18 protein-coding genes are annotated in these 15,777 nt (G+C 71.4%); 7 read left to right on the top strand and 11 right to left on the bottom strand.

What is annotated here, in order from left to right:
• The first annotated feature begins 79 nt into the window (after window positions 1-79).
• Window positions 80-646, top strand: a complete 567-nt coding sequence (locus ACO2Q3_RS05955) for a hypothetical protein (protein WP_423305617.1) — start codon at window positions 80-82, stop codon at window positions 644-646.
• Between the two features lie 24 nt (window positions 647-670).
• Here ACO2Q3_RS05955 and cobS read toward each other — a convergent pair whose 3' ends face one another.
• Both cobS and ACO2Q3_RS05945 read right to left on the bottom strand, forming a co-directional pair.
• Window positions 671-1,675 carry a cobaltochelatase subunit CobS gene (cobS, locus tag ACO2Q3_RS05950; protein WP_423305616.1) on the bottom strand — a complete coding sequence of 335 codons (1,005 nt, stop codon included), beginning with the start codon at window positions 1,673-1,675 and terminating at the stop codon, window positions 671-673.
• A gap of 94 nt (window positions 1,676-1,769) precedes the next feature.
• The gene (locus ACO2Q3_RS05945; RefSeq protein WP_423305615.1) at window positions 1,770-2,408 is read right to left on the bottom strand and encodes a J domain-containing protein; all 639 of its coding nucleotides are present in this window, start codon (window positions 2,406-2,408) and stop codon (window positions 1,770-1,772) included.
• Between the two features lie 67 nt (window positions 2,409-2,475).
• Between ACO2Q3_RS05945 and ACO2Q3_RS05940 the strand changes: the two genes are divergently transcribed.
• A complete protein-coding gene (locus ACO2Q3_RS05940) occupies window positions 2,476-2,751 on the top strand; it encodes a BolA family protein (RefSeq protein ID WP_423305614.1) in 276 nt (91 codons plus the stop codon).
• Window positions 2,752-2,764: 13 nt separating this feature from the next.
• Here the strand turns inward: ACO2Q3_RS05940 and ACO2Q3_RS05935 are convergent, their stop codons facing one another.
• The 4 genes from ACO2Q3_RS05935 to ACO2Q3_RS05920 all read right to left on the bottom strand — a co-directional run bounded on the left by ACO2Q3_RS05935 (window position 2,765) and on the right by ACO2Q3_RS05920 (window position 6,228).
• Window positions 2,765-3,136: a response regulator gene (locus ACO2Q3_RS05935; RefSeq protein WP_423305660.1), complete on the bottom strand. Its 372-nt coding sequence runs from the start codon at window positions 3,134-3,136 to the stop codon at window positions 2,765-2,767.
• A 115-nt stretch (window positions 3,137-3,251) separates the two neighbouring features.
• Window positions 3,252-4,547, bottom strand: a complete 1,296-nt coding sequence (locus ACO2Q3_RS05930) for an HlyC/CorC family transporter (protein ID WP_423305613.1) — start codon at window positions 4,545-4,547, stop codon at window positions 3,252-3,254.
• Window positions 4,544-5,656, bottom strand: coding sequence for a 3-dehydroquinate synthase (gene aroB, locus ACO2Q3_RS05925; protein WP_423305612.1), 1,113 nt, complete (start codon window positions 5,654-5,656; stop codon window positions 4,544-4,546). Before aroB ends, ACO2Q3_RS05930 begins: the two co-directional genes overlap by 4 nt.
• Entirely contained in the window at window positions 5,653-6,228 is a 576-nt protein-coding gene (locus tag ACO2Q3_RS05920; protein WP_423305611.1) for a shikimate kinase, read from the bottom strand. Before ACO2Q3_RS05920 ends, aroB begins: the two co-directional genes overlap by 4 nt.
• A gap of 121 nt (window positions 6,229-6,349) precedes the next feature.
• On the opposite strand from ACO2Q3_RS05920, the gene ACO2Q3_RS05915 reads away from it, so the two are divergent.
• Both ACO2Q3_RS05915 and ACO2Q3_RS05910 read left to right on the top strand, forming a co-directional pair.
• Entirely contained in the window at window positions 6,350-7,942 is a 1,593-nt protein-coding gene (locus ACO2Q3_RS05915) for a hypothetical protein (protein ID WP_423305610.1), read from the top strand.
• Between the two features lie 10 nt (window positions 7,943-7,952).
• On the top strand, window positions 7,953-8,864 hold the full coding sequence (locus ACO2Q3_RS05910; protein ID WP_423305609.1) for a tyrosine recombinase: 912 nt from the start codon (window positions 7,953-7,955) through the stop codon (window positions 8,862-8,864).
• Between the two features lie 269 nt (window positions 8,865-9,133).
• Here ACO2Q3_RS05910 and ACO2Q3_RS05905 read toward each other — a convergent pair whose 3' ends face one another.
• Window positions 9,134-10,417, bottom strand: coding sequence for a DUF445 domain-containing protein (locus tag ACO2Q3_RS05905; protein WP_423305608.1), 1,284 nt, complete (start codon window positions 10,415-10,417; stop codon window positions 9,134-9,136).
• Window positions 10,418-10,580: 163 nt separating this feature from the next.
• Between ACO2Q3_RS05905 and ACO2Q3_RS05900 the strand changes: the two genes are divergently transcribed.
• The 3 genes from ACO2Q3_RS05900 to ACO2Q3_RS05890 all read left to right on the top strand — a co-directional run bounded on the left by ACO2Q3_RS05900 (window position 10,581) and on the right by ACO2Q3_RS05890 (window position 12,567).
• Window positions 10,581-10,973 (top strand): hypothetical protein, encoded by a 393-nt coding sequence (locus ACO2Q3_RS05900; RefSeq protein ID WP_423305607.1) that lies wholly within the window; start codon window positions 10,581-10,583, stop codon window positions 10,971-10,973.
• 117 nt (window positions 10,974-11,090) lie between these two features.
• Window positions 11,091-11,486: a hypothetical protein gene (locus ACO2Q3_RS05895; RefSeq protein WP_423305606.1), complete on the top strand. Its 396-nt coding sequence runs from the start codon at window positions 11,091-11,093 to the stop codon at window positions 11,484-11,486.
• 127 nt (window positions 11,487-11,613) lie between these two features.
• Window positions 11,614-12,567 (top strand): acetyl-CoA carboxylase carboxyltransferase subunit alpha, encoded by a 954-nt coding sequence (locus ACO2Q3_RS05890; RefSeq protein WP_423305605.1) that lies wholly within the window; start codon window positions 11,614-11,616, stop codon window positions 12,565-12,567.
• 20 nt (window positions 12,568-12,587) lie between these two features.
• On the opposite strand, the gene ACO2Q3_RS05885 is transcribed toward ACO2Q3_RS05890, so the two are convergent.
• The 4 genes from ACO2Q3_RS05885 to ACO2Q3_RS05870 form a co-directional block, all read right to left on the bottom strand.
• The gene (locus tag ACO2Q3_RS05885) at window positions 12,588-13,592 is read right to left on the bottom strand and encodes a beta-eliminating lyase-related protein (RefSeq protein ID WP_423305604.1); all 1,005 of its coding nucleotides are present in this window, start codon (window positions 13,590-13,592) and stop codon (window positions 12,588-12,590) included.
• A 190-nt stretch (window positions 13,593-13,782) separates the two neighbouring features.
• The gene (locus ACO2Q3_RS05880; RefSeq protein WP_423305603.1) at window positions 13,783-14,190 is read right to left on the bottom strand and encodes a GFA family protein; all 408 of its coding nucleotides are present in this window, start codon (window positions 14,188-14,190) and stop codon (window positions 13,783-13,785) included.
• Entirely contained in the window at window positions 14,187-14,588 is a 402-nt protein-coding gene (locus ACO2Q3_RS05875; RefSeq protein ID WP_423305602.1) for a GFA family protein, read from the bottom strand. Before ACO2Q3_RS05875 ends, ACO2Q3_RS05880 begins: the two co-directional genes overlap by 4 nt.
• Window positions 14,588-15,739: an epoxide hydrolase family protein gene (locus ACO2Q3_RS05870; RefSeq protein ID WP_423305601.1), complete on the bottom strand. Its 1,152-nt coding sequence runs from the start codon at window positions 15,737-15,739 to the stop codon at window positions 14,588-14,590. The genes ACO2Q3_RS05875 and ACO2Q3_RS05870 overlap by 1 nt, the downstream gene beginning before the upstream one ends.
• Window positions 15,740-15,777 lie beyond the last annotated feature (38 nt).

Raw genomic sequence — 15,777 nt, 5'->3', positions numbered from 1 at the left:
AGAGGAATGCCCGCCGCGCGGATCGGTTGCGACGATGGCTGGCCAGGGCTAAGCGCGGTGCAACTCGCCGGAGGCGCCCATGGCCAAGCAGTTTACCGCGCTCGACGCAACCCTGACCGCCTTCATCGGCCGCCAGCACGTGTTCTTCGCCGCCTCGGCGGCGCCCGGCAGCCGGGTCAACGTCTCGCCCAAGGACGGCGCTTCGTTCCGGGTGCTGGGCCCGAACCGCGCCGCCTGGCTGGACCAGACCGGCAGCGGCAACGAGACCGCGGCGCACACCCTGGCCGGTGGGCCGGTGACGGTGATGTTCTGCGCCTTTCAGGGACCGCCGCTGATCCTGCGGCTGTATGGGCGCGCCCGTATCGCCCTGCGCGGCGCGCCGGACTACGCGCGACTGCTGGCCGAGGCCTTCGCCGGCGAGGAGCCGCCAGGCGCCAGGCAGATCGTGGTGCTGGACTTCGACCTGGTTCAGACCTCGTGCGGCTATGGCGTGCCGCTGTTCGACCATGTCGGCGAGCGCGACAACCTCAGGCGCTGGGCCGAGGCCAAGGGCGAGGACGGGCTCGACGACTACCGCCGCGAAAAGAACGCGGTCAGCCTCGACGGCCTGCCAACCGGCATGTTCGACCTGCCCGCGGCCGAGTGAAGGCGCGGGCCCCGGGGAAGGGGCTCAGGTCACCTTCACCCGGGCGGCGCTTTCCGGCAGGTCGGTCCCGAAGGCGCGCTGGTAGAACTCGGCCACGGTGGGCCGTTCCAGTTCGTCGCACTTGTTCAGGAACGTCAGGCGGAAGGCCAGGGCCAGGTCGCCGCCGAAGATCTCGGCGTTCTGCGCCCAGGTGATCACCGTCCGCGGGCTCATCACCGTGGAGATGTCGCCGTTGATGAAGGCGTTGCGGGTCATGTCGGCCACGCGGACCATGGCCGCGATCTGCCGCTTGCCCTCGGGCGTCTCGGCATACTTCGGCGCCTTGGCCAGCACGATCTCGGCTTCGACGTCATGCGCCAGGTAGTTCAGGGTGGTGACGATCGACCAGCGGTCCATCTGGCCTTGGTTGATCTGCTGGGTGCCGTGGTACAGCCCCGTCGTGTCGCCCAGGCCGATGGTGTTGGTGGTCGAGAACAGGCGGAAGAACTTGTTCGGCCGGATCACCCGGTTCTGGTCCAGCAGGGTCAGCTTGCCCTGGGCCTCCAGCACGCGCTGGATCACGAACATCACGTCCGGGCGCCCGGCGTCGTATTCGTCGAACACCAGGGCCATCGGGCGCTGCAGGCACCAGGGCAGCATGCCCTCGCGGAATTCGGTGATCTGCTTGCCGTCCTTCAGGACGATGGCGTCCTTGCCGACCAGGTCGATGCGGCTGACGTGGCTGTCGAGGTTCACGCGGATCAGCGGCCAGTTCAGCCGCGCGGCCACCTGTTCGATGTGCGTCGACTTGCCGGTGCCGTGATAGCCCTGGACCATCACCCGACGGTCGTGCGCGAAGCCGGCGCAGATGGCCAGCGTCGTCTGCGGGTCGAAGCGGTAGGCGTCGTCCAGGTCCGGCACGTGGCTGTCGCGCACGGAGAAGGCCGGCACCATCATGTCGGAGTCGACGCCGAAGGTGTCGCGCACCGACACCATCTTGTCGGGCGTCAGGCCCAGCAGGGCCTCGTCATTGGGGGCAATGTCTGTCATGGCGCGGGTTCACTAACGCGGCGGCGGGGCGGACGCAAACCGCTGTTTGAAGAACCGGTGCGGATTTTTCGGCCCGGCGGGGGGCGCCGTAACGTCAGACCAGCTTGGCCTTCTGCAGCGTCTTATAGGCCTTCACCACGCGCTGCAGCTTGTGTTCGGCCGAGCGGTCGCCGCCGTTGGTGTCCGGGTGGCAGCGCTTGAGCAGTTCGGTGTACCGCGCGCGGATGGTCGGGGCGTCGGCGTTCACGTCCAGGTCCAGGTCGGCCAGGGCGCCCCGTTCCAGCTTGCCCAGCCGCCGGTCATAGGCGGCCTTGTCCTGGGTGTGGCGCGCCTGGGCGGCATGGAAGATGCCGAGCGGATCGGTGAAGCCGCCGCGCGCCGCCGCCGCCTCACGCGTGCCGGCCCCGGCGCGGAACGCCCAGGTGGGCCGCCCGCCGGTGGTCTGGTCGTCGGTCTGCCGGGCGCGAATCTCGCCCTCGGTCATGCCGGCGAAGAAGTTCCAGTTGCGATTGTACTCCGCCGCATGCGCCTGGCAGAACCAGTAGTGCTCGCCCATCAGGTCGCGCGACTTGGGGGCCCGCGCCGTGGCCGCCAGCCGGCAGTCGGCGTGGTCGCAGGGACGCTCGCCCGGCTTCAGGGCGTGCACGTCCTCGGCCTGCGCCGCTTCCTCCGGCTTGGGCGGCCGCACGCGGATGTCCACGAACTTCGGCCGATATTGAAACGCAGTCTTCATGCGACGAAGTATGAGCCCGAACTTTTACCGTTCAAGAATTGACACCAACCCAATTGGAGGGCCGAATATGGGCGCTGTCACCGAGACCATCCGTCACAAGCTGGGCGCCGCCTTTTCGCCCACTCGCCTGGACGTGGTCGACGACTCCGACCGACACAAGGGCCACGCCGGCGCCCGCGAGGGGGGCGAGAGCCATTTCACGGTCACGCTGGAGTCGGCCTCCTTCGCCGGTGTCGGCCGCGTGCAGCGCCAGCGGATGGTCTACGCCGCCCTGGCCGAAGAGCTGGCCGGGCCGATCCACGCCCTGTCGCTGAAGGCGCTGGCCCCCGGCGAAACGGCTTGATCCTGATGGAGAATTAGGCGGCGATGCCCAGGGCGTTCTGCAGCGCCTTGGCGAGGTCGCCCGCGCGGAACGGCTTCTGCAGCACCGGGGCGCCGGCGTCGACGTCGCGCAGGCCGGCTTCGCCGTAGCCCGTCGAGAAGATCAGGGGGGCGTGGCGGGCGCGCAGGGCGTCGGCCACCGGGAAGACCGGCTGACCAGCCAGGTTCACGTCCAGCAGGGCCGCGTCGATATGCGGCTCGGTCTCCACCGCCTTCAGCGCCATCTCCAGCGTGTGGACCGGCCCGACGACGGTGCAGCCGAGGTCGGCGAGCATGTCCTCGACCAGCATGGCGATCATCAGTTCGTCTTCGACAACCAGGACCCTGCGGCCCTGCAACGCGTCCAGTCCACTCATCGCCATGTACTCCGCTCGCCCCCAAAAGGGTGCGTCAGCCGGTCGCACACTAGTCCAACCGATCGGGCGCGCAAGCGATGCGCAGACGCGTAGCGCTCAATCTGGGTCACCCGGCTTCGTCCCCCTCCTGTTTCAGCGGTGGACTAATGCGCAGTGCGGTGAGCTGGTTCCGCTGACGACGGAGCACCTGGAAGCGATGGTGGTGGAACAGGAACACCTGGCCCGGCTCCGGAATCGTCTGCGCCTCATGGATCACCAGACCGGCCACGGTGACCGCGTAGTCGTCCGGCAGGTCCCAGTCCATGGCGCGGTTGAGGTCGCGGACGGTTACCTCGCCATCGACGTTCACCCAGCCGTCCGGCTGGCGGCGCACGCCCTGCACCGACGTGTCGTGCTCGTCGTCGATCTCGCCGACGATCTCCTCGAGGATGTCCTCCAGGGTCACCAGGCCCTGCAGCGCGCCGTATTCGTCCACCACCAGGGCGAAGTGGGTCTTGCGCTTCAGGAAGGCGTTCAGCTGGTCCTTGAGGTTGGTGGTCTCCGGAATGAACCATGGCTCGCGCACGATGGCGGCGAAGTCGATGGCCTCCACCTGCCCGCCGACCTCGGCCATGGCCCGGGCCAGGTCCTTGGCGTGGAGGACGCCGACGATGTTCTCGGCGTCGTCCTTGTAGAGCGGCAGGCGGGTATACGGGCTCTCCAGGGCGCGGGCGATCAGGTCGTGGGCCGGCAGGTCGGCGTCGATCATCGAGATCGACTTGCGGTGCACCATGATCTCGGCGACGTCCATGTCCGAAAGATCGAGCACGCCGCCCAGCATGCGCCGGTCGCGGCTCTCCACGGCGCCTTCCGAGTGGTGGTATTCGACCGCGCCGCGAATCTCCTCGTGGGCGGCCAGCACGTCGGCTTCCATGTCCAGCTGCACGCCGAACAGGCCCAGGGTGCGCCGCACGATCCACTGGATGGCGAACATCACCGGGCCCAGCAGCCGCACCATCACCACGATCGGGGCGGAGAGGCCGCGCGCCACGTCGTCGGCGCGGACGATGGCCAGGGTCTTGGGCAGCACCTCGACGAACACCACCACCAGCACGGTCATCACCACCGTCGCCAGGAAGGTGCCGAGCGGGCCGGGGATCGCCGCGGTGATCACCTCGGTGGCCATCACCGAGGCGGCGATGTTGAAGGCGTTGTAGGCGACCAGCAGGGCGCCGATCATGGTCTCCTGGTCGCCCATCAGCTGGTTGACCCGCTTGGCGCCGGCGTCGCCCTCGCGTTCCAGCTGGTGCATCCGCCCGCGGCTGGCGCGGGTCAGGGCGGTCTCGGCGGCCGACAGGAAGCCGGACACCACCAGCATGATCAGGATGATCGGCGTCAGGCCGGCCAGCAGCGCGGCGATCATGCCAGAGCCCCCTCGGAGATCAGAAAATCGCGCAGCGCCGCCGGATCGACGTTCCTGGCGACGAAGGCGTCGCCGATGCCGCGCGCCAGGATGAAGGTCAGCGCCCCGCCCTCGGCCTTCTTGTCCTGCGCCGCGTGGCGCACCAGGGCGTCGGCGCGGAACGGATGGGCCGACAGCTGCTGCAGCCGGGTCGGCAGGCCGGCGGCGGCGATCGCCCGCTCGGCGCGCACCGCGTCCTGCCCCGGGCACAGCCCCAGCGACGCCGAGAAGCGGAAGGCCTGGGCGCAGCCGATGCCCACCGCCTCGCCGTGCTTCAGGGCCTCGCCGAAGCCCGTCTCCGCCTCCAGGGCATGGCCGAAGGTGTGGCCGAGGTTCAGCAGGGCGCGGCGGCCGGCTTCCCGCTCGTCTTCGGCGACGATCTCGGCCTTCATCTCGATCGAGCGGCCGACCGCATGCGCCAGGGCGTCGGGCTCGCGGGCCACCACCTTCGGGCCATTGGCCTCCAGCCAGTCGAAGAAGGCCGCGTCGCCCAGCAGGCCGTACTTGATCACCTCGGCATAGCCGCAGACCATCTCGCGCTCGGGCAGGGTGTCGAGAATGCACAGGTCCGCCAGCACCAGCCGCGGCTGGTGGAAGGCGCCGATCAGGTTCTTGCCGTGCGGGCTGTCGATGGCGGTCTTGCCGCCGACAGAGGAGTCCACCTGCGCCAGCAGGGTGGTGGGGATCTGCACGAAGTCGACGCCGCGCTTGTAGATCGCCGCCGCGAAGCCGGCCAGGTCGCCGACCACGCCGCCGCCGAAGGCGACGATCAGGTCGCCGCGTTCCAGCTCCAGCGCCAGCAGGCGCTCGCAGACGTCCTCCAGCCCGGCCCAGCTCTTGGTCTCCTCGCCGGCGGGCACGACCACGGCGTGGGTGGTGACGCCGGCGGCCTCCAGCGCGCCGATCAGGCGCGGGCTGTGCAGGCCGCTCACCACCTCGTCCATCACCAGGGCGACGACGGGGCGCTTGAGGAACGGGCGGATGTGGTCGGCGGCGGCGTCCACCAGTCCGGTCCCGATCAGCACGTCGTAGGCGCGGCCACCCAGGCCGACTCGCAGGGTCCGGGTCACTCGGCGGCGTCTCCGGGCGCGTCGGCCGCGGCCATCTGGGGCGGATAGGCGCTCAGGGCGCGCAGGATGGCGTCCACCGCCACATGGTGCGGGGTGTCGCCGGTCTCGACGATGATGTCGGCCTCGCCGTAGGCGCCGTAGCGGTCGGCGGCGTGCTGGCGCAGCACCTCCATCGGGTCGCGCCCGGTCAGCAGCGGCCGGGTGTCCTTGCGCCCCACCCGCCGGGCCAGCACCTCCAGGTCGGCCTTCAGCCACACGGAGATGGCCTTGTCCTTGATCAGCCGGCGGGTTTCCGGATTGACGAAGGCGCCGCCGCCGGTGGCCAGCACGTGCGCCGGCTCGTCCAGCAGCCGGGCGATCACCCGGCGCTCGCCGTCGCGGAAGGCCGGCTCGCCGAACTGCTGGAAGATTTCCGGGATGCTGCGCCCGGCGGCCGCCTCGACCTCGACATCGGCGTCCCGGAACGGCATGCCCAGCACGGTCGCCAGCCGGCGGCCGACGCTGCTCTTGCCCACGCCCATGAGGCCGACGAGGGCGATGGTCTTGTGGTTGAGGTCGGGAAAGGTGGTCATGAGCAATTGCGGCTTTACACGACCCCCGCCATGCGCGCCAACTTTGCCCATGCCGGTTTGTAACACGTCCTGCCGCCCGGTCGCCGCGTCGCGTCGCCCTCGGCCCGCGCTTTGTCGCCCATTGCTCAGTCTCGCCGCGTCCCTGGCGCTCGCGGGGCCCGCCGCCGCGCAGATCGAGAGCCGGCCGCTGGCGGTGATCGACGCCTTTTCCACCGGCGCCGGCGGCCCGGGGCTGGGAGCCGACCTCTGGCAGGGCGCTTCGACGCCGCTGGTTCGCCAAGTCCTGCCGACCCTCGGCCAGCGCCCGATGTCGCCCGCCGCCGCCATGCTGGCGCGCCACGTGCTGGCCACGGGGGCGACAGCGCCGGACGGCGCGGGCGCCGACAGCGACCTCGCCGGTCAGCGGCTGCTGGCGCTGATCGACCTGGGCGGCGCGCGGGCGGCGGACGCCATCGCGCGGACCGCCCCCGATCTCGCCGATTCGGAGCCGCTCGCCCGCGCGGCGGCGGAGGCCGCGCTGACCGTGCGCCAGGAGGCGCGCGCCTGTGCGATCTCGCAGGGGCTGCAGGTCGGCCGCGACGGCGCCTACTGGCTGGAGCTGCGCGCCTTCTGCCAGGCGATGGCCGGCGACCTCGACAAGGCGCAGACCACCTACAGCCTGGCCAACGAGGCGGCCAAGGACGTGGTCTACAGGCGGCTGATGGGGGCCAAGCTGCTCGGCTCCGGAGCCCCGCCGGCGCCCTCCCTGCGCGACGGCCTGGACCTGGCGCTGGTGCGCTCGCTGGCCATCGATCCGACGCCGGCGCTGGACGGCGCCAGCCCGGCGGTGGCCGCGGAACTGGCGCGCGACGCGACCCTGCCGCCGGAGGTTCGCCTGGCTGCGGCCGCCCGCGCCGTGCGGGGCGCGGTCACCCTGGACGACCTCTTCGATGGCGGACAGCCGCCGCTGTGGCCGGCCGCGGGGCCCGACGCCGCCGCCCAAGACCCGGCCGCGGCGATCAAGGCCCTGGCCCTGAAGCCCGGCGTCGCCGCCGAGGCCGGTCTCGTCGCCCTGGCGCTGCGCCAGAGCGATGCCGCCGCCGCCGGGGCGGCGCTGGACGCCCTGTTCGGCCGGGCAAAGACTCCCGGCGACTTCATCGCGCTCGCCCGCCTGGCGATCCCTGCCGTTCGCGCGCTGGCGGCGCCGGACAAGGCGCTGGCCAGCCCGCTTCGGCTGGCCTGCGCCGCGGTGGCGGCGAACGATCCCCAGACGGCCAGGGCCATCCGCGCGCGGATCAGCCGCGAGAGCGTCGGCGCCTCCGACCTGGCCCTGCTCGACGCGGCCATCGCCGCCCTGGGGCCGGGCGATCCGCAGACCATGGACCGGCTGGCCGAGCGCGGCGGCCACGACGGCGCCAAGGCGCCTACCCAGGCGGCGGCGGTGCTGTTCCTGGCGCTGGGCGATCCGCTGTCGGCGGACGCGCGGGCCGAGGTGGCGGGCTTCGACGTCGGCCGCTCGCAGGCCAGCGCCGCCAAGCTGGCCCTGCTGGACAGCGCCGCCGGCGCCAAGGCCAAGGGCGAGGCGGCGATCCTGGCGCTGTCGCTGGCCGCCGACGCCGGGGCGGCCGGTCTCGCCCCGGCCGATCGCGCCCGCGTGGTCGCGGCCCTGCGCCGGGCGGGACTGGAGGCGGACGCCCGCGCCCTCGACGCCGAGGGGCTGTTGTCGCTCAAATGAGCAGCCGGCCATGAGCGGCGCGGGCTGGACGGAAGCCTTCCTGGAGATGATGGCGGCCGAGCGCGCCGCCGCCCGCAACACCCTGACGGCCTATGGCAAGGACCTGGCCGATGCGCAGGGCTTCCTGGCCGGCCGCGGCGACGACCTGGCCACCGCCACGGCCGAGGCGATCGAGGCGTACTTCGCCGACCTGGGCGCGCGCGGTCTTTCGCCGGCCACCGCCGCGCGCCGCCGCGCCGCCGTGCGGCAGTTCTACCGCTTCGTGCTGGGCGAGGGCTGGCGGCCGGACGACCCGTCGCGGCGGGTCGACGCGCCGAAGAAGGGCCGGCCGCTGCCCAAGGTGCTGACCCGCGCCGAGGTGGACCGGCTGATCGCCGCCGCCGCCGCGCGCGACGGGGCCCAGGGCCTGCGGCTGGCCTGCATGGTCGAGCTGATCTACGCCTCGGGCCTGCGCATCTCCGAGCTGATCGCCCTGCCGCTGGCGGCCCTGGCCCGCGATCCGGCCTACCTGATCGTCAAGGGCAAGGGCGGCAAGGAGCGTCTGGCGCCCCTGAACGACGCCGCGCGGACCGCGGTGAAGGCCTATCTGCCGGTGCGCCCGGCCTTCTTCGCCAAGGGGCTGAAGGACAGTCCGTGGCTGTTTCCCTCGCGCGGCCAGGGCGGCCGGCTGACCGGCCGGCGCTTCGCGCAGCTGCTGGACGAGGCCGCGGCCGACGCTGGCGTCGATCCGCAGAAGGTCAGCCCGCACGTGCTGCGCCACGCCTTCGCCACCCACCTGCTGGAGGGCGGGGCCGACCTGCGCGTGGTGCAGACCCTGCTCGGCCACGCCGACATCGCCACCACCCAGATCTACACCCACGTCGCCCAGGACCGCCTGCGCGAGGTCGTGGAGAGCAAGCACCCGCTGGCCAAGAAGCGTTAGGGGCAGGGGCGCCAATTTCGCCCCCTTCCCTGGACCGTCATCCTCGGGCGTAAGTCCCGAGGATCCATGAACACGTGAAGCGAAGTCGCGAGCGGCAGCGGAGCGTCGCAAGGCGGCAGCCTCCGTACCGTGGCGCGCCCTTCGAAGCGCGCCAATCGGTCTCCCGCGTGCATGGACCCTCGGGACTTGCGCCCGAGGGTGACGGTTGAAAGGGCGGGGCGAGGCTCTCGGGCCTACCCCGGACTGGCCACCCCGACCCGCCGCCTCGCCTACCCCCAGCCCACCACCCGCGACACCGCGTACAGCGCCAGCCCCACCAGGCCGCCGACGATGGTGCCGTTCAGTCGGATGTACTGCAGGTCGCGGCCGAACTGCAGTTCCAGGCGCTCGACCGTGTCGCGCGTCTCCCAGCCGGCGACGACGCCGGCGACAAAGCGGCCGATGTCGTGCCGGCGCGGCGCGATCAGGCGCAGGGCGATCAGGCGCGCGGTGTCGTTCAGGCGCCGCTGCACGGCAACGTCGCGGGCCAGCCAGGCGCCGAGGGCCTTGAGCCACTCGGTGAGCCGTTCGGCGATGGCGGCGTTGGCGGCGGCGGGGTCCTGCAGCATCCGCGCCTCGACGCGCGCCCAGGCCGCGTTGATCTCGGCCAGCAGGGCGGGGTGGGTGAGGAGGCGCAGCTTCAGGGCGTCGGCCTGGGCCATCAGCTCGGGATCGTGGTCCAGCCGTTGGGCGAAGCCCTGAACGGCGTTGGCCAGTTCCAGCCGCCAGGGGTGATCGGGCGCGCGCATCTCTTCGGCCGCCTTGATCAGGCCCTGGGTCAGGCGGTCGGCGATGATCCTGTCGACCCATTTGGGCAGCCACTTGAAGGACTGTTCGGAAACCTTCTCGCGCACGAAGTCCTCGTGGCTGGCGAGGTAGCCGGCCGCGCCGTCCAGCAGGCCGTCGAGCATCGGCTGGGCGCGTCCGTCGCGCCAGGCCAGGTCGATCACGCGCGCGGCTGCCGGGCCGGCCGGCACGGCCCTGATGGCCGCCAGGGCGATCGCCCCCAGCAGCTGCTCGCGGGTCTCGCGCGGGATCGCCCGCAGCAGGGCCGGGATCGCCGGGGCGAGGCGGCGGGCCAGGGCGTCGGCCCGGCCGGGCTCGGCCAGCCAGGCGGCGCCCCAGCCGGCGGCGTCGAGCTTGCGCACCTGGCCGTCCAGCACCCGGGCGGTCAGGAAGTTGTCGGCGATGAACCGTCCCAGGCCCTCGCCGATGCGGTCCTTGTTGCGCGGGATCACCGCGGTGTGCGGGATCGGCAGGCCCAGCGGCCGGCGGAACAGGGCCGTGACCGCGAACCAGTCGGCCACCGCGCCGACGGTGGCGGCCTCGGCGAAGGCGCGCACCCAGGCCAGCCACGGCCAGCGGGCTTCCGCGGCGCTGGCGGCCACGAACACCAGGGCCATCACCACCAGCAGGCTGGTGGCCAGGGCGCGCATGCGCGCCAGCGCGGCCCGGGGATCGGCGGCGCGGCTCTCGGCGCCGTGGGGCGGCGGGGCGGGTTGGGCGAGGGTCAAGGCCTGCACCATAGGGCGGGGCCGGCCATCGGGCGAGGGGCGGGGAGGCGGCGGCTCATCGTCAAGGAACGCGGATCGGCGAAAACCGCCTCTTAACGCGGTTCAGGCATGGTGGCTGACATAACTTCACTTCCCCCTTCCTTGACGAGGTCGGAGCGGGCCGATGCTGTTCCTGCTGAACGATGTCATTGTCGAGTTCGAAGCCGCCAGGCTGACCCAGCCGGCCATCGCCGGCCATCTCGCCCGCCTGAGCTTCGGCCAGGTCACCCAGCTGGTCGGCGAGGCCTTCGCCGAGAACCCCCGGCTGCCCGGCGGAAACGTTTTCGAGGCGCAGAAGCTGGCGCTGATGATCACGCTGAAGCAGCCGCAGGTGAACGCCGCCCTGGTGCTGACCCCCGGCCGGGTGTGCGCGCCGCAAGAGGTGTCGATCCAGTTCGCCGGCCTCGGCGCCGAATTGCTGATGCAGCTCAAGGGCATGCAGCAACAGGGGCGGCTGAACGCGGCGATGGCCAACAATCTCGTATGGTCCGCCCTCGGACAAAGACTGGCGAGCTGAGCCGCGCCACTCGCCTCAAGGTTAATCCGCGGCTCACCGATCTTCCCAACGGCGACTTAACGTCCCGCCGATATCCACGCCCGAACCCTTACCCATTCTGGGTTTCGGAGCGGTGCGGTGCTGTTCCTGCTGAACGACATGGTGCTCGACCTTGAGCCGGCGAAGCTGGTGCCGCCGCGCATGGCGGGGCACCTGGCCAGGCTGTCTATGGGGCAGGTCTCGACCCTGGTGCGCGAGGTGTTCGCCCACAACCCGCGCCTGCCCGCCAGCCATCTGACGCTGGCGCGCCGGGCGGCGGTGATGCTGGTGATGAAGAAGCCCGAGCTGAACGCGGCCCTGTTCCTGACCCCCGGAAGGGTCTGCGAGCCTGACGACGTCTCGGTGCGGTTCGCCACCCTGGGGGCGGAGGTGCTGTTCCAGCTCAAGCACATCCAGGACCAGGGGCGCCTGACGCCGGGCGCCGTGAACGCCCTGGTATGGTCCCGGGCCGGGCCGCGCTCGGCCGCCGGATAGGCCCCTGGCGCCGGGCGGCCGCGACGGCGTTCACCCCTGCGCAGGGGGCCGGCGAGGGCCGCCCTTGCTCCTGCCACCCTAAGCCCCTAGTTTCGCCCACCTTCCGACGGCTTCGTTCAAGGACCCCATGGCCGCGCACTATCTCGAGTTCGAACGCCCCATCGCGGAACTCGAGGCCAAGATCGAAGAGCTGCACAAGCTCTCGGAGACCGCCGGGCCGGGCGCGTTCGACGCCGAGATCGCCTCGCTCCGCGAGCGGGTGGGCGAGATGCGCCGCGACGCCTATTCGAATCTCGACGGCTGGCAGAAGACCCAGATCGCGCGCCACCCGCAGCGGCCGCACTTCGTCGACTACATGGCCGGCCTGATCGAGGACTTCATCGAACTGCGCGGCGATCGCGCCTTCGCCGACGACCAGGCGATGCTGGGCGGCATCGGCCAGTTCCGTGGCCAGCCGGTGGTGGTGATCGGCCAGGAAAAGGGCCACGACATCGCCACGCGCATCAAGCACAACTTCGGCATGGCGCGGCCCGAGGGCTATCGCAAGGCCACCCGGCTGATGGACCTGGCCGACCAGTTCGGCCTGCCGGTGCTGAGCTTCATCGACACCAACGGCGCCTACCCGGGGATCGATTCGGAGGAGCGCGGCGTCGCCGAGGCCATCGCCCGGGGCATCGAGCGCTGCCTGACCCTGGGCGTGCCGATGGTCGCGGTGATCACCGGCGAGGGCATGAGCGGCGGCGCCATCGGCATCGGCGCGGCCAACGCGGTGCTGATCCTGGAACACTCGGTCTATGCGGTGATCACGCCGGAGGGCTGCGCCTCGATCCTGCTGCGCGACGGCGCCCTCGCCGCCGGTGCGGCCAAGGCGATGAAGATCACCGCCCAGGACCTGATCAAGAACAAGGTGGTCGACAAGATCATCGAGGAGCCGCTGGGCGGCGCCCACGCCGATCCCGCCCTGGCGATCAGCCGCGTCGGCGACGCCATCGAGGAAGAGCTGAAGGCGCTCCTGGCGCTCTCGCCGCAACAACTGAAGACCCAGCGCGCCGAGCGCTTCTACGCCATCAGCCGGCCGTAGAGGCGGCGCCGGCCCTTCTGCTAAAGCGCCTTCAGCGCCGCGGCGAACGCCTCCACCGACTCGTCGGTGGTCGCCCAGGAGCACATGAAGCGCACCGTGCCGTCGATGAAGCGGTAGACGAACCAGCCGGACTTGTGCAGCCGCTTCAGGGTCGGCTCGTCCATCTCCACGAAGACGGCGTTGGCTTCCACCGGGTGGACCACCTTGAAGGGCGAGAGCGCGGCCAGCTTTTTCGCCATGGCGTTGGCGTGGCCGGCGCGGCTGGCCCAGGCGTTGTCTTCCAGCATCCCCAGCCAGGGCGCGGCCAGAAAACGGGCCTTGGAGGTCAGCTGGCCGCCGTGCTTCAGCCGGGCGCCGAACCGGCGCGACAGGCTCTTGTCGAGCAGCACGATGGCCTCGGTGGGTGTCGAGCCGGCCTTGGTCCCGCCCAGCACCAGCACGTCGACCCCCAGCCGCCCTACTGCCTTGACGTCGAAGCCGGAGGCGGCCGCGTTGGCCAGGCGGGCGCCGTCCAGATGCACCTTCAGCCCGGCGGCCTTGGCCGGCTCGATCAGCGCCTTCAGCGCCGCCTCGTCGTAGAGCGCGCCGTATTCGGTGGTGTTGGTCACCGACAGCGCCGCGGCGGACTGCCAATGCGGCTGGTCGGGCCGGGCCAGGGCCTCGGCCAGGGCCGCCGGTTCGATGCGGCCGGAGGCCCCGGGCAAGGTGATCAGGCCGACGCCGGCGCCGAAGAAGCCGGGGGCGCCGGTCTCGTCGGTGGCGATGTGGCTGTGCTCGTGGCAGGCCACCGCCTCGTGCGGGGCGGCCAGGGCGGCCAGGGTCAGGGCGTTGGCGGCGGTGCCGCTGGCGGCGAAGCGAACCTCGGCGTCGACGTCGAGCAGCGCGCGGATCGCGTCGCCCGCGGCCTTGCTGACATGATCGGCGCCATAGCCGGCCGCGAAGCCGTCGTTGGCGGCGGTGAGCGCCTGCATGACCTCGGGCATGGCGCCGGCGGTATTGTCGGAAGCGAAGTCGTATCTGGCCATGGCGGAGGTTTCGGCGGTGGCCGGGGCGGGGTCAAGGCCGGTTCTCCGCTGGAGCCCCCATCCCCGGCTTCGCCGGTACTTCCCCCACGGGGGGAAGAGAATAAGCGCTCAAGCCCGCACTGCCGTTCTCTTCCCCCGTTGGGGGAAGTACGGCCGAAGGCCGGGAAGGGGGTTCCAGCTTGGCGCCGCGCTACCCCGGGTTGGCCTCCACCTGGAAAGCCCCTTCGTGGGCGATGTGCCAGGGCTGGGCTTCCTTGACCCAGATGTCGGCCTGGACCTTGAAGTCCGAGGGATCGTCGAGGCTGCCGACCTTGACCACGGCGATCTCGCTGGCGGTGGGCTCGGAGAACACCGGCGAACCGCAGCTCTCGCAGAAGCTGCGGCCGACCTTGGCGCCGGAGTCGGCCTCGGCCCAGTACGTCCGCGGCTGGCCCTTGGTCACCTTCAGCGACGCGCGCGGGAAGATCATCGCCAGGGTGGGGGCGCCGCCGGCGGCGTACTGGCAGGCGCGGCAGTGGCAGGCGACCTGGAACACCGGATCGCCTTCGACCTCGTAGCGGATGGCGCCGCAGAAGCAGCCGCCGGTTCGGGTGGTCATGGTGGGTTTCCTCCGAATTGGGCCGCGCCCGCGTGCGGCTGGTGCCATGGCGGCGCGCTATCCATCCACAAATCCGCCTGGACCTTGAAGTCCGATCGATCGTCCAGCCCGCCGACCTTCACCGCCACCAGATCGTCGCGGCTGTCCGGCCTGGAAAACAGGTGCACACCGCAATCTGTGCAGAAGAAGCTGCCGCCACTGGTGGGTTTGGCCCTATAGACCCGCGCTTCGCCGGCCGTCAGCCGGAACCCGGCCGCCGGAAAGACCAGGGACAGATTGGGGCCGCCGCCGGCGACGTACTGGCAATCGCGGCAGTGGCAGGCGATGCCGGCGACCGGTTCGCCCTCAGCCACATACCGGATCCTGCCGCACCGGCAGCCGCCTTCCAGGGTCCGCATCAGTCCACCTCGGCGGCCCAGGCGCGCACGTCGGCGACGAAGGCGTGCGGCTGCTCCATGGCGGCGAAGTGGCCGCCGTCCTTCTGCTCGCTCCAGCGGACGATGTTGTAGGCCCGCTCGGCCCAGGACCGCGGCGGCGCCTGGTAGAGCGCCTCGCCCGGGAAGTTGGCGAAGGCGGTCGGCACTTCGCAGCGCTGGCCCTCCTGCAGCACCACGCCGCCCTCTTCCAGCAGCGCGCGGTAGTACCAGGCGCCGGTCGTGAAGCTGCCGGTCATCACGTAGATCATCACGTTGGTCAGCAGCTGGTCGCGGGTGAACACGTCCTCGAACTTCGCCTCGCGGCGGTCGCACCAGTCGTAGAACCGCTCGATGATCCAGGCGGCCTGACCGACCGGGTTGCCGGCGCCGAGCCAGGCCAGGGACTGGGGCTTGGACGCCTGCAGGCGGAAATAGGCGCCCAGCATGTCCATCATCGCGTTCTGGCGGGTCAGCCAGGCGACCTCGGCCTCGCTGGTGGGGCCGCCGGCGGGGCGGAAGCCGATCATGTTCAGGTGGATCGCCTTGACGTGGGCGGCGTGGTCGAAACCCAGGCACGAGGTGACGAACGCGCCCCAGTCGCCGCCCTGCGCCAGGTAGCGGTCGTAGCCCAGCACCTGCGTCATCAGGGTGTTGAACAGCCGCGCCGTGGCGCGCTGGCCGAACGGCCGCTTCGGCTTGGACGAGAAGCCGAAGCCGGGCAGGGACGGGATCACCAGGTCGAAGGCGTCCTCGGCCTTGCCGCCGTGCTTCGACGGGAACGCCAGGGCGTCGATGGCGCCCCAGAACTCGTAGTGGCTGCCGGGCCAGCCGTGGCTCAGCAGCAGCGGCCGCTTGCCGCCCGCCTCGCCGACCACATGCACGAAGTGGATGTCGAAGTCCTCGACCCTGGCGGTGAACTGCGGATAGCGGTTCAGCTCCGCTTCGGCGGCGCGCCAGTCGTAGCCGTCCAGCCAGTAGGCGCAGATGTCCTTGAGGAACTTGCCGTCCGCGCCATAGCCCCAGCCGTCCGGCACGTCGGGCGCCGGCGGCCAGGGATAGTTGCGCACCTTCTCCAGCACTTCGCCCACGCCCATGGCGTGCCAGTCGACCTTGAACGGCTTGATCTCGGCCATCGGCGGCTTCCTTCCCCTGTTTGCGAAGGTGACGCTGG

The organism is Caulobacter sp. KR2-114 (assembly GCF_049446115.1).
Taxonomy (GTDB): Bacteria; Pseudomonadota; Alphaproteobacteria; order Caulobacterales; family Caulobacteraceae; genus Acaudatibacter.
The sequence above is the reverse complement of the archived record's forward strand: the minus strand, read 5'-3'. Positions and strand labels throughout refer to the sequence as shown.

Bases quoted from the DNA above. Each gene is read 5' to 3' on its own strand.
- ACO2Q3_RS05955 (WP_423305617.1), top strand. From the start codon at position 80: ATGGCCAAGCAGTTTACCGCGCTCGACGCAACCCTGACCGCCTTCATC.
- cobS (WP_423305616.1), bottom strand. From the start codon at position 1,675: ATGACAGACATTGCCCCCAATGACGAGGCCCTGCTGGGCCTGACGCCC.
- ACO2Q3_RS05945 (WP_423305615.1), bottom strand. From the start codon at position 2,408: ATGAAGACTGCGTTTCAATATCGGCCGAAGTTCGTGGACATCCGCGTG.
- ACO2Q3_RS05940 (WP_423305614.1), top strand. From the start codon at position 2,476: ATGGGCGCTGTCACCGAGACCATCCGTCACAAGCTGGGCGCCGCCTTT.
- ACO2Q3_RS05930 (WP_423305613.1), bottom strand. From the start codon at position 4,547: ATGATCGCCGCGCTGCTGGCCGGCCTGACGCCGATCATCCTGATCATG.
- ACO2Q3_RS05920 (WP_423305611.1), bottom strand. From the start codon at position 6,228: ATGACCACCTTTCCCGACCTCAACCACAAGACCATCGCCCTCGTCGGC.
- ACO2Q3_RS05910 (WP_423305609.1), top strand. From the start codon at position 7,953: ATGAGCGGCGCGGGCTGGACGGAAGCCTTCCTGGAGATGATGGCGGCC.
- ACO2Q3_RS05900 (WP_423305607.1), top strand. From the start codon at position 10,581: ATGCTGTTCCTGCTGAACGATGTCATTGTCGAGTTCGAAGCCGCCAGG.
- ACO2Q3_RS05890 (WP_423305605.1), top strand. From the start codon at position 11,614: ATGGCCGCGCACTATCTCGAGTTCGAACGCCCCATCGCGGAACTCGAG.
- ACO2Q3_RS05885 (WP_423305604.1), bottom strand. From the start codon at position 13,592: ATGGCCAGATACGACTTCGCTTCCGACAATACCGCCGGCGCCATGCCC.
- ACO2Q3_RS05880 (WP_423305603.1), bottom strand. From the start codon at position 14,190: ATGACCACCCGAACCGGCGGCTGCTTCTGCGGCGCCATCCGCTACGAG.
- ACO2Q3_RS05875 (WP_423305602.1), bottom strand. From the start codon at position 14,588: ATGCGGACCCTGGAAGGCGGCTGCCGGTGCGGCAGGATCCGGTATGTG.
- ACO2Q3_RS05870 (WP_423305601.1), bottom strand. From the start codon at position 15,739: ATGGCCGAGATCAAGCCGTTCAAGGTCGACTGGCACGCCATGGGCGTG.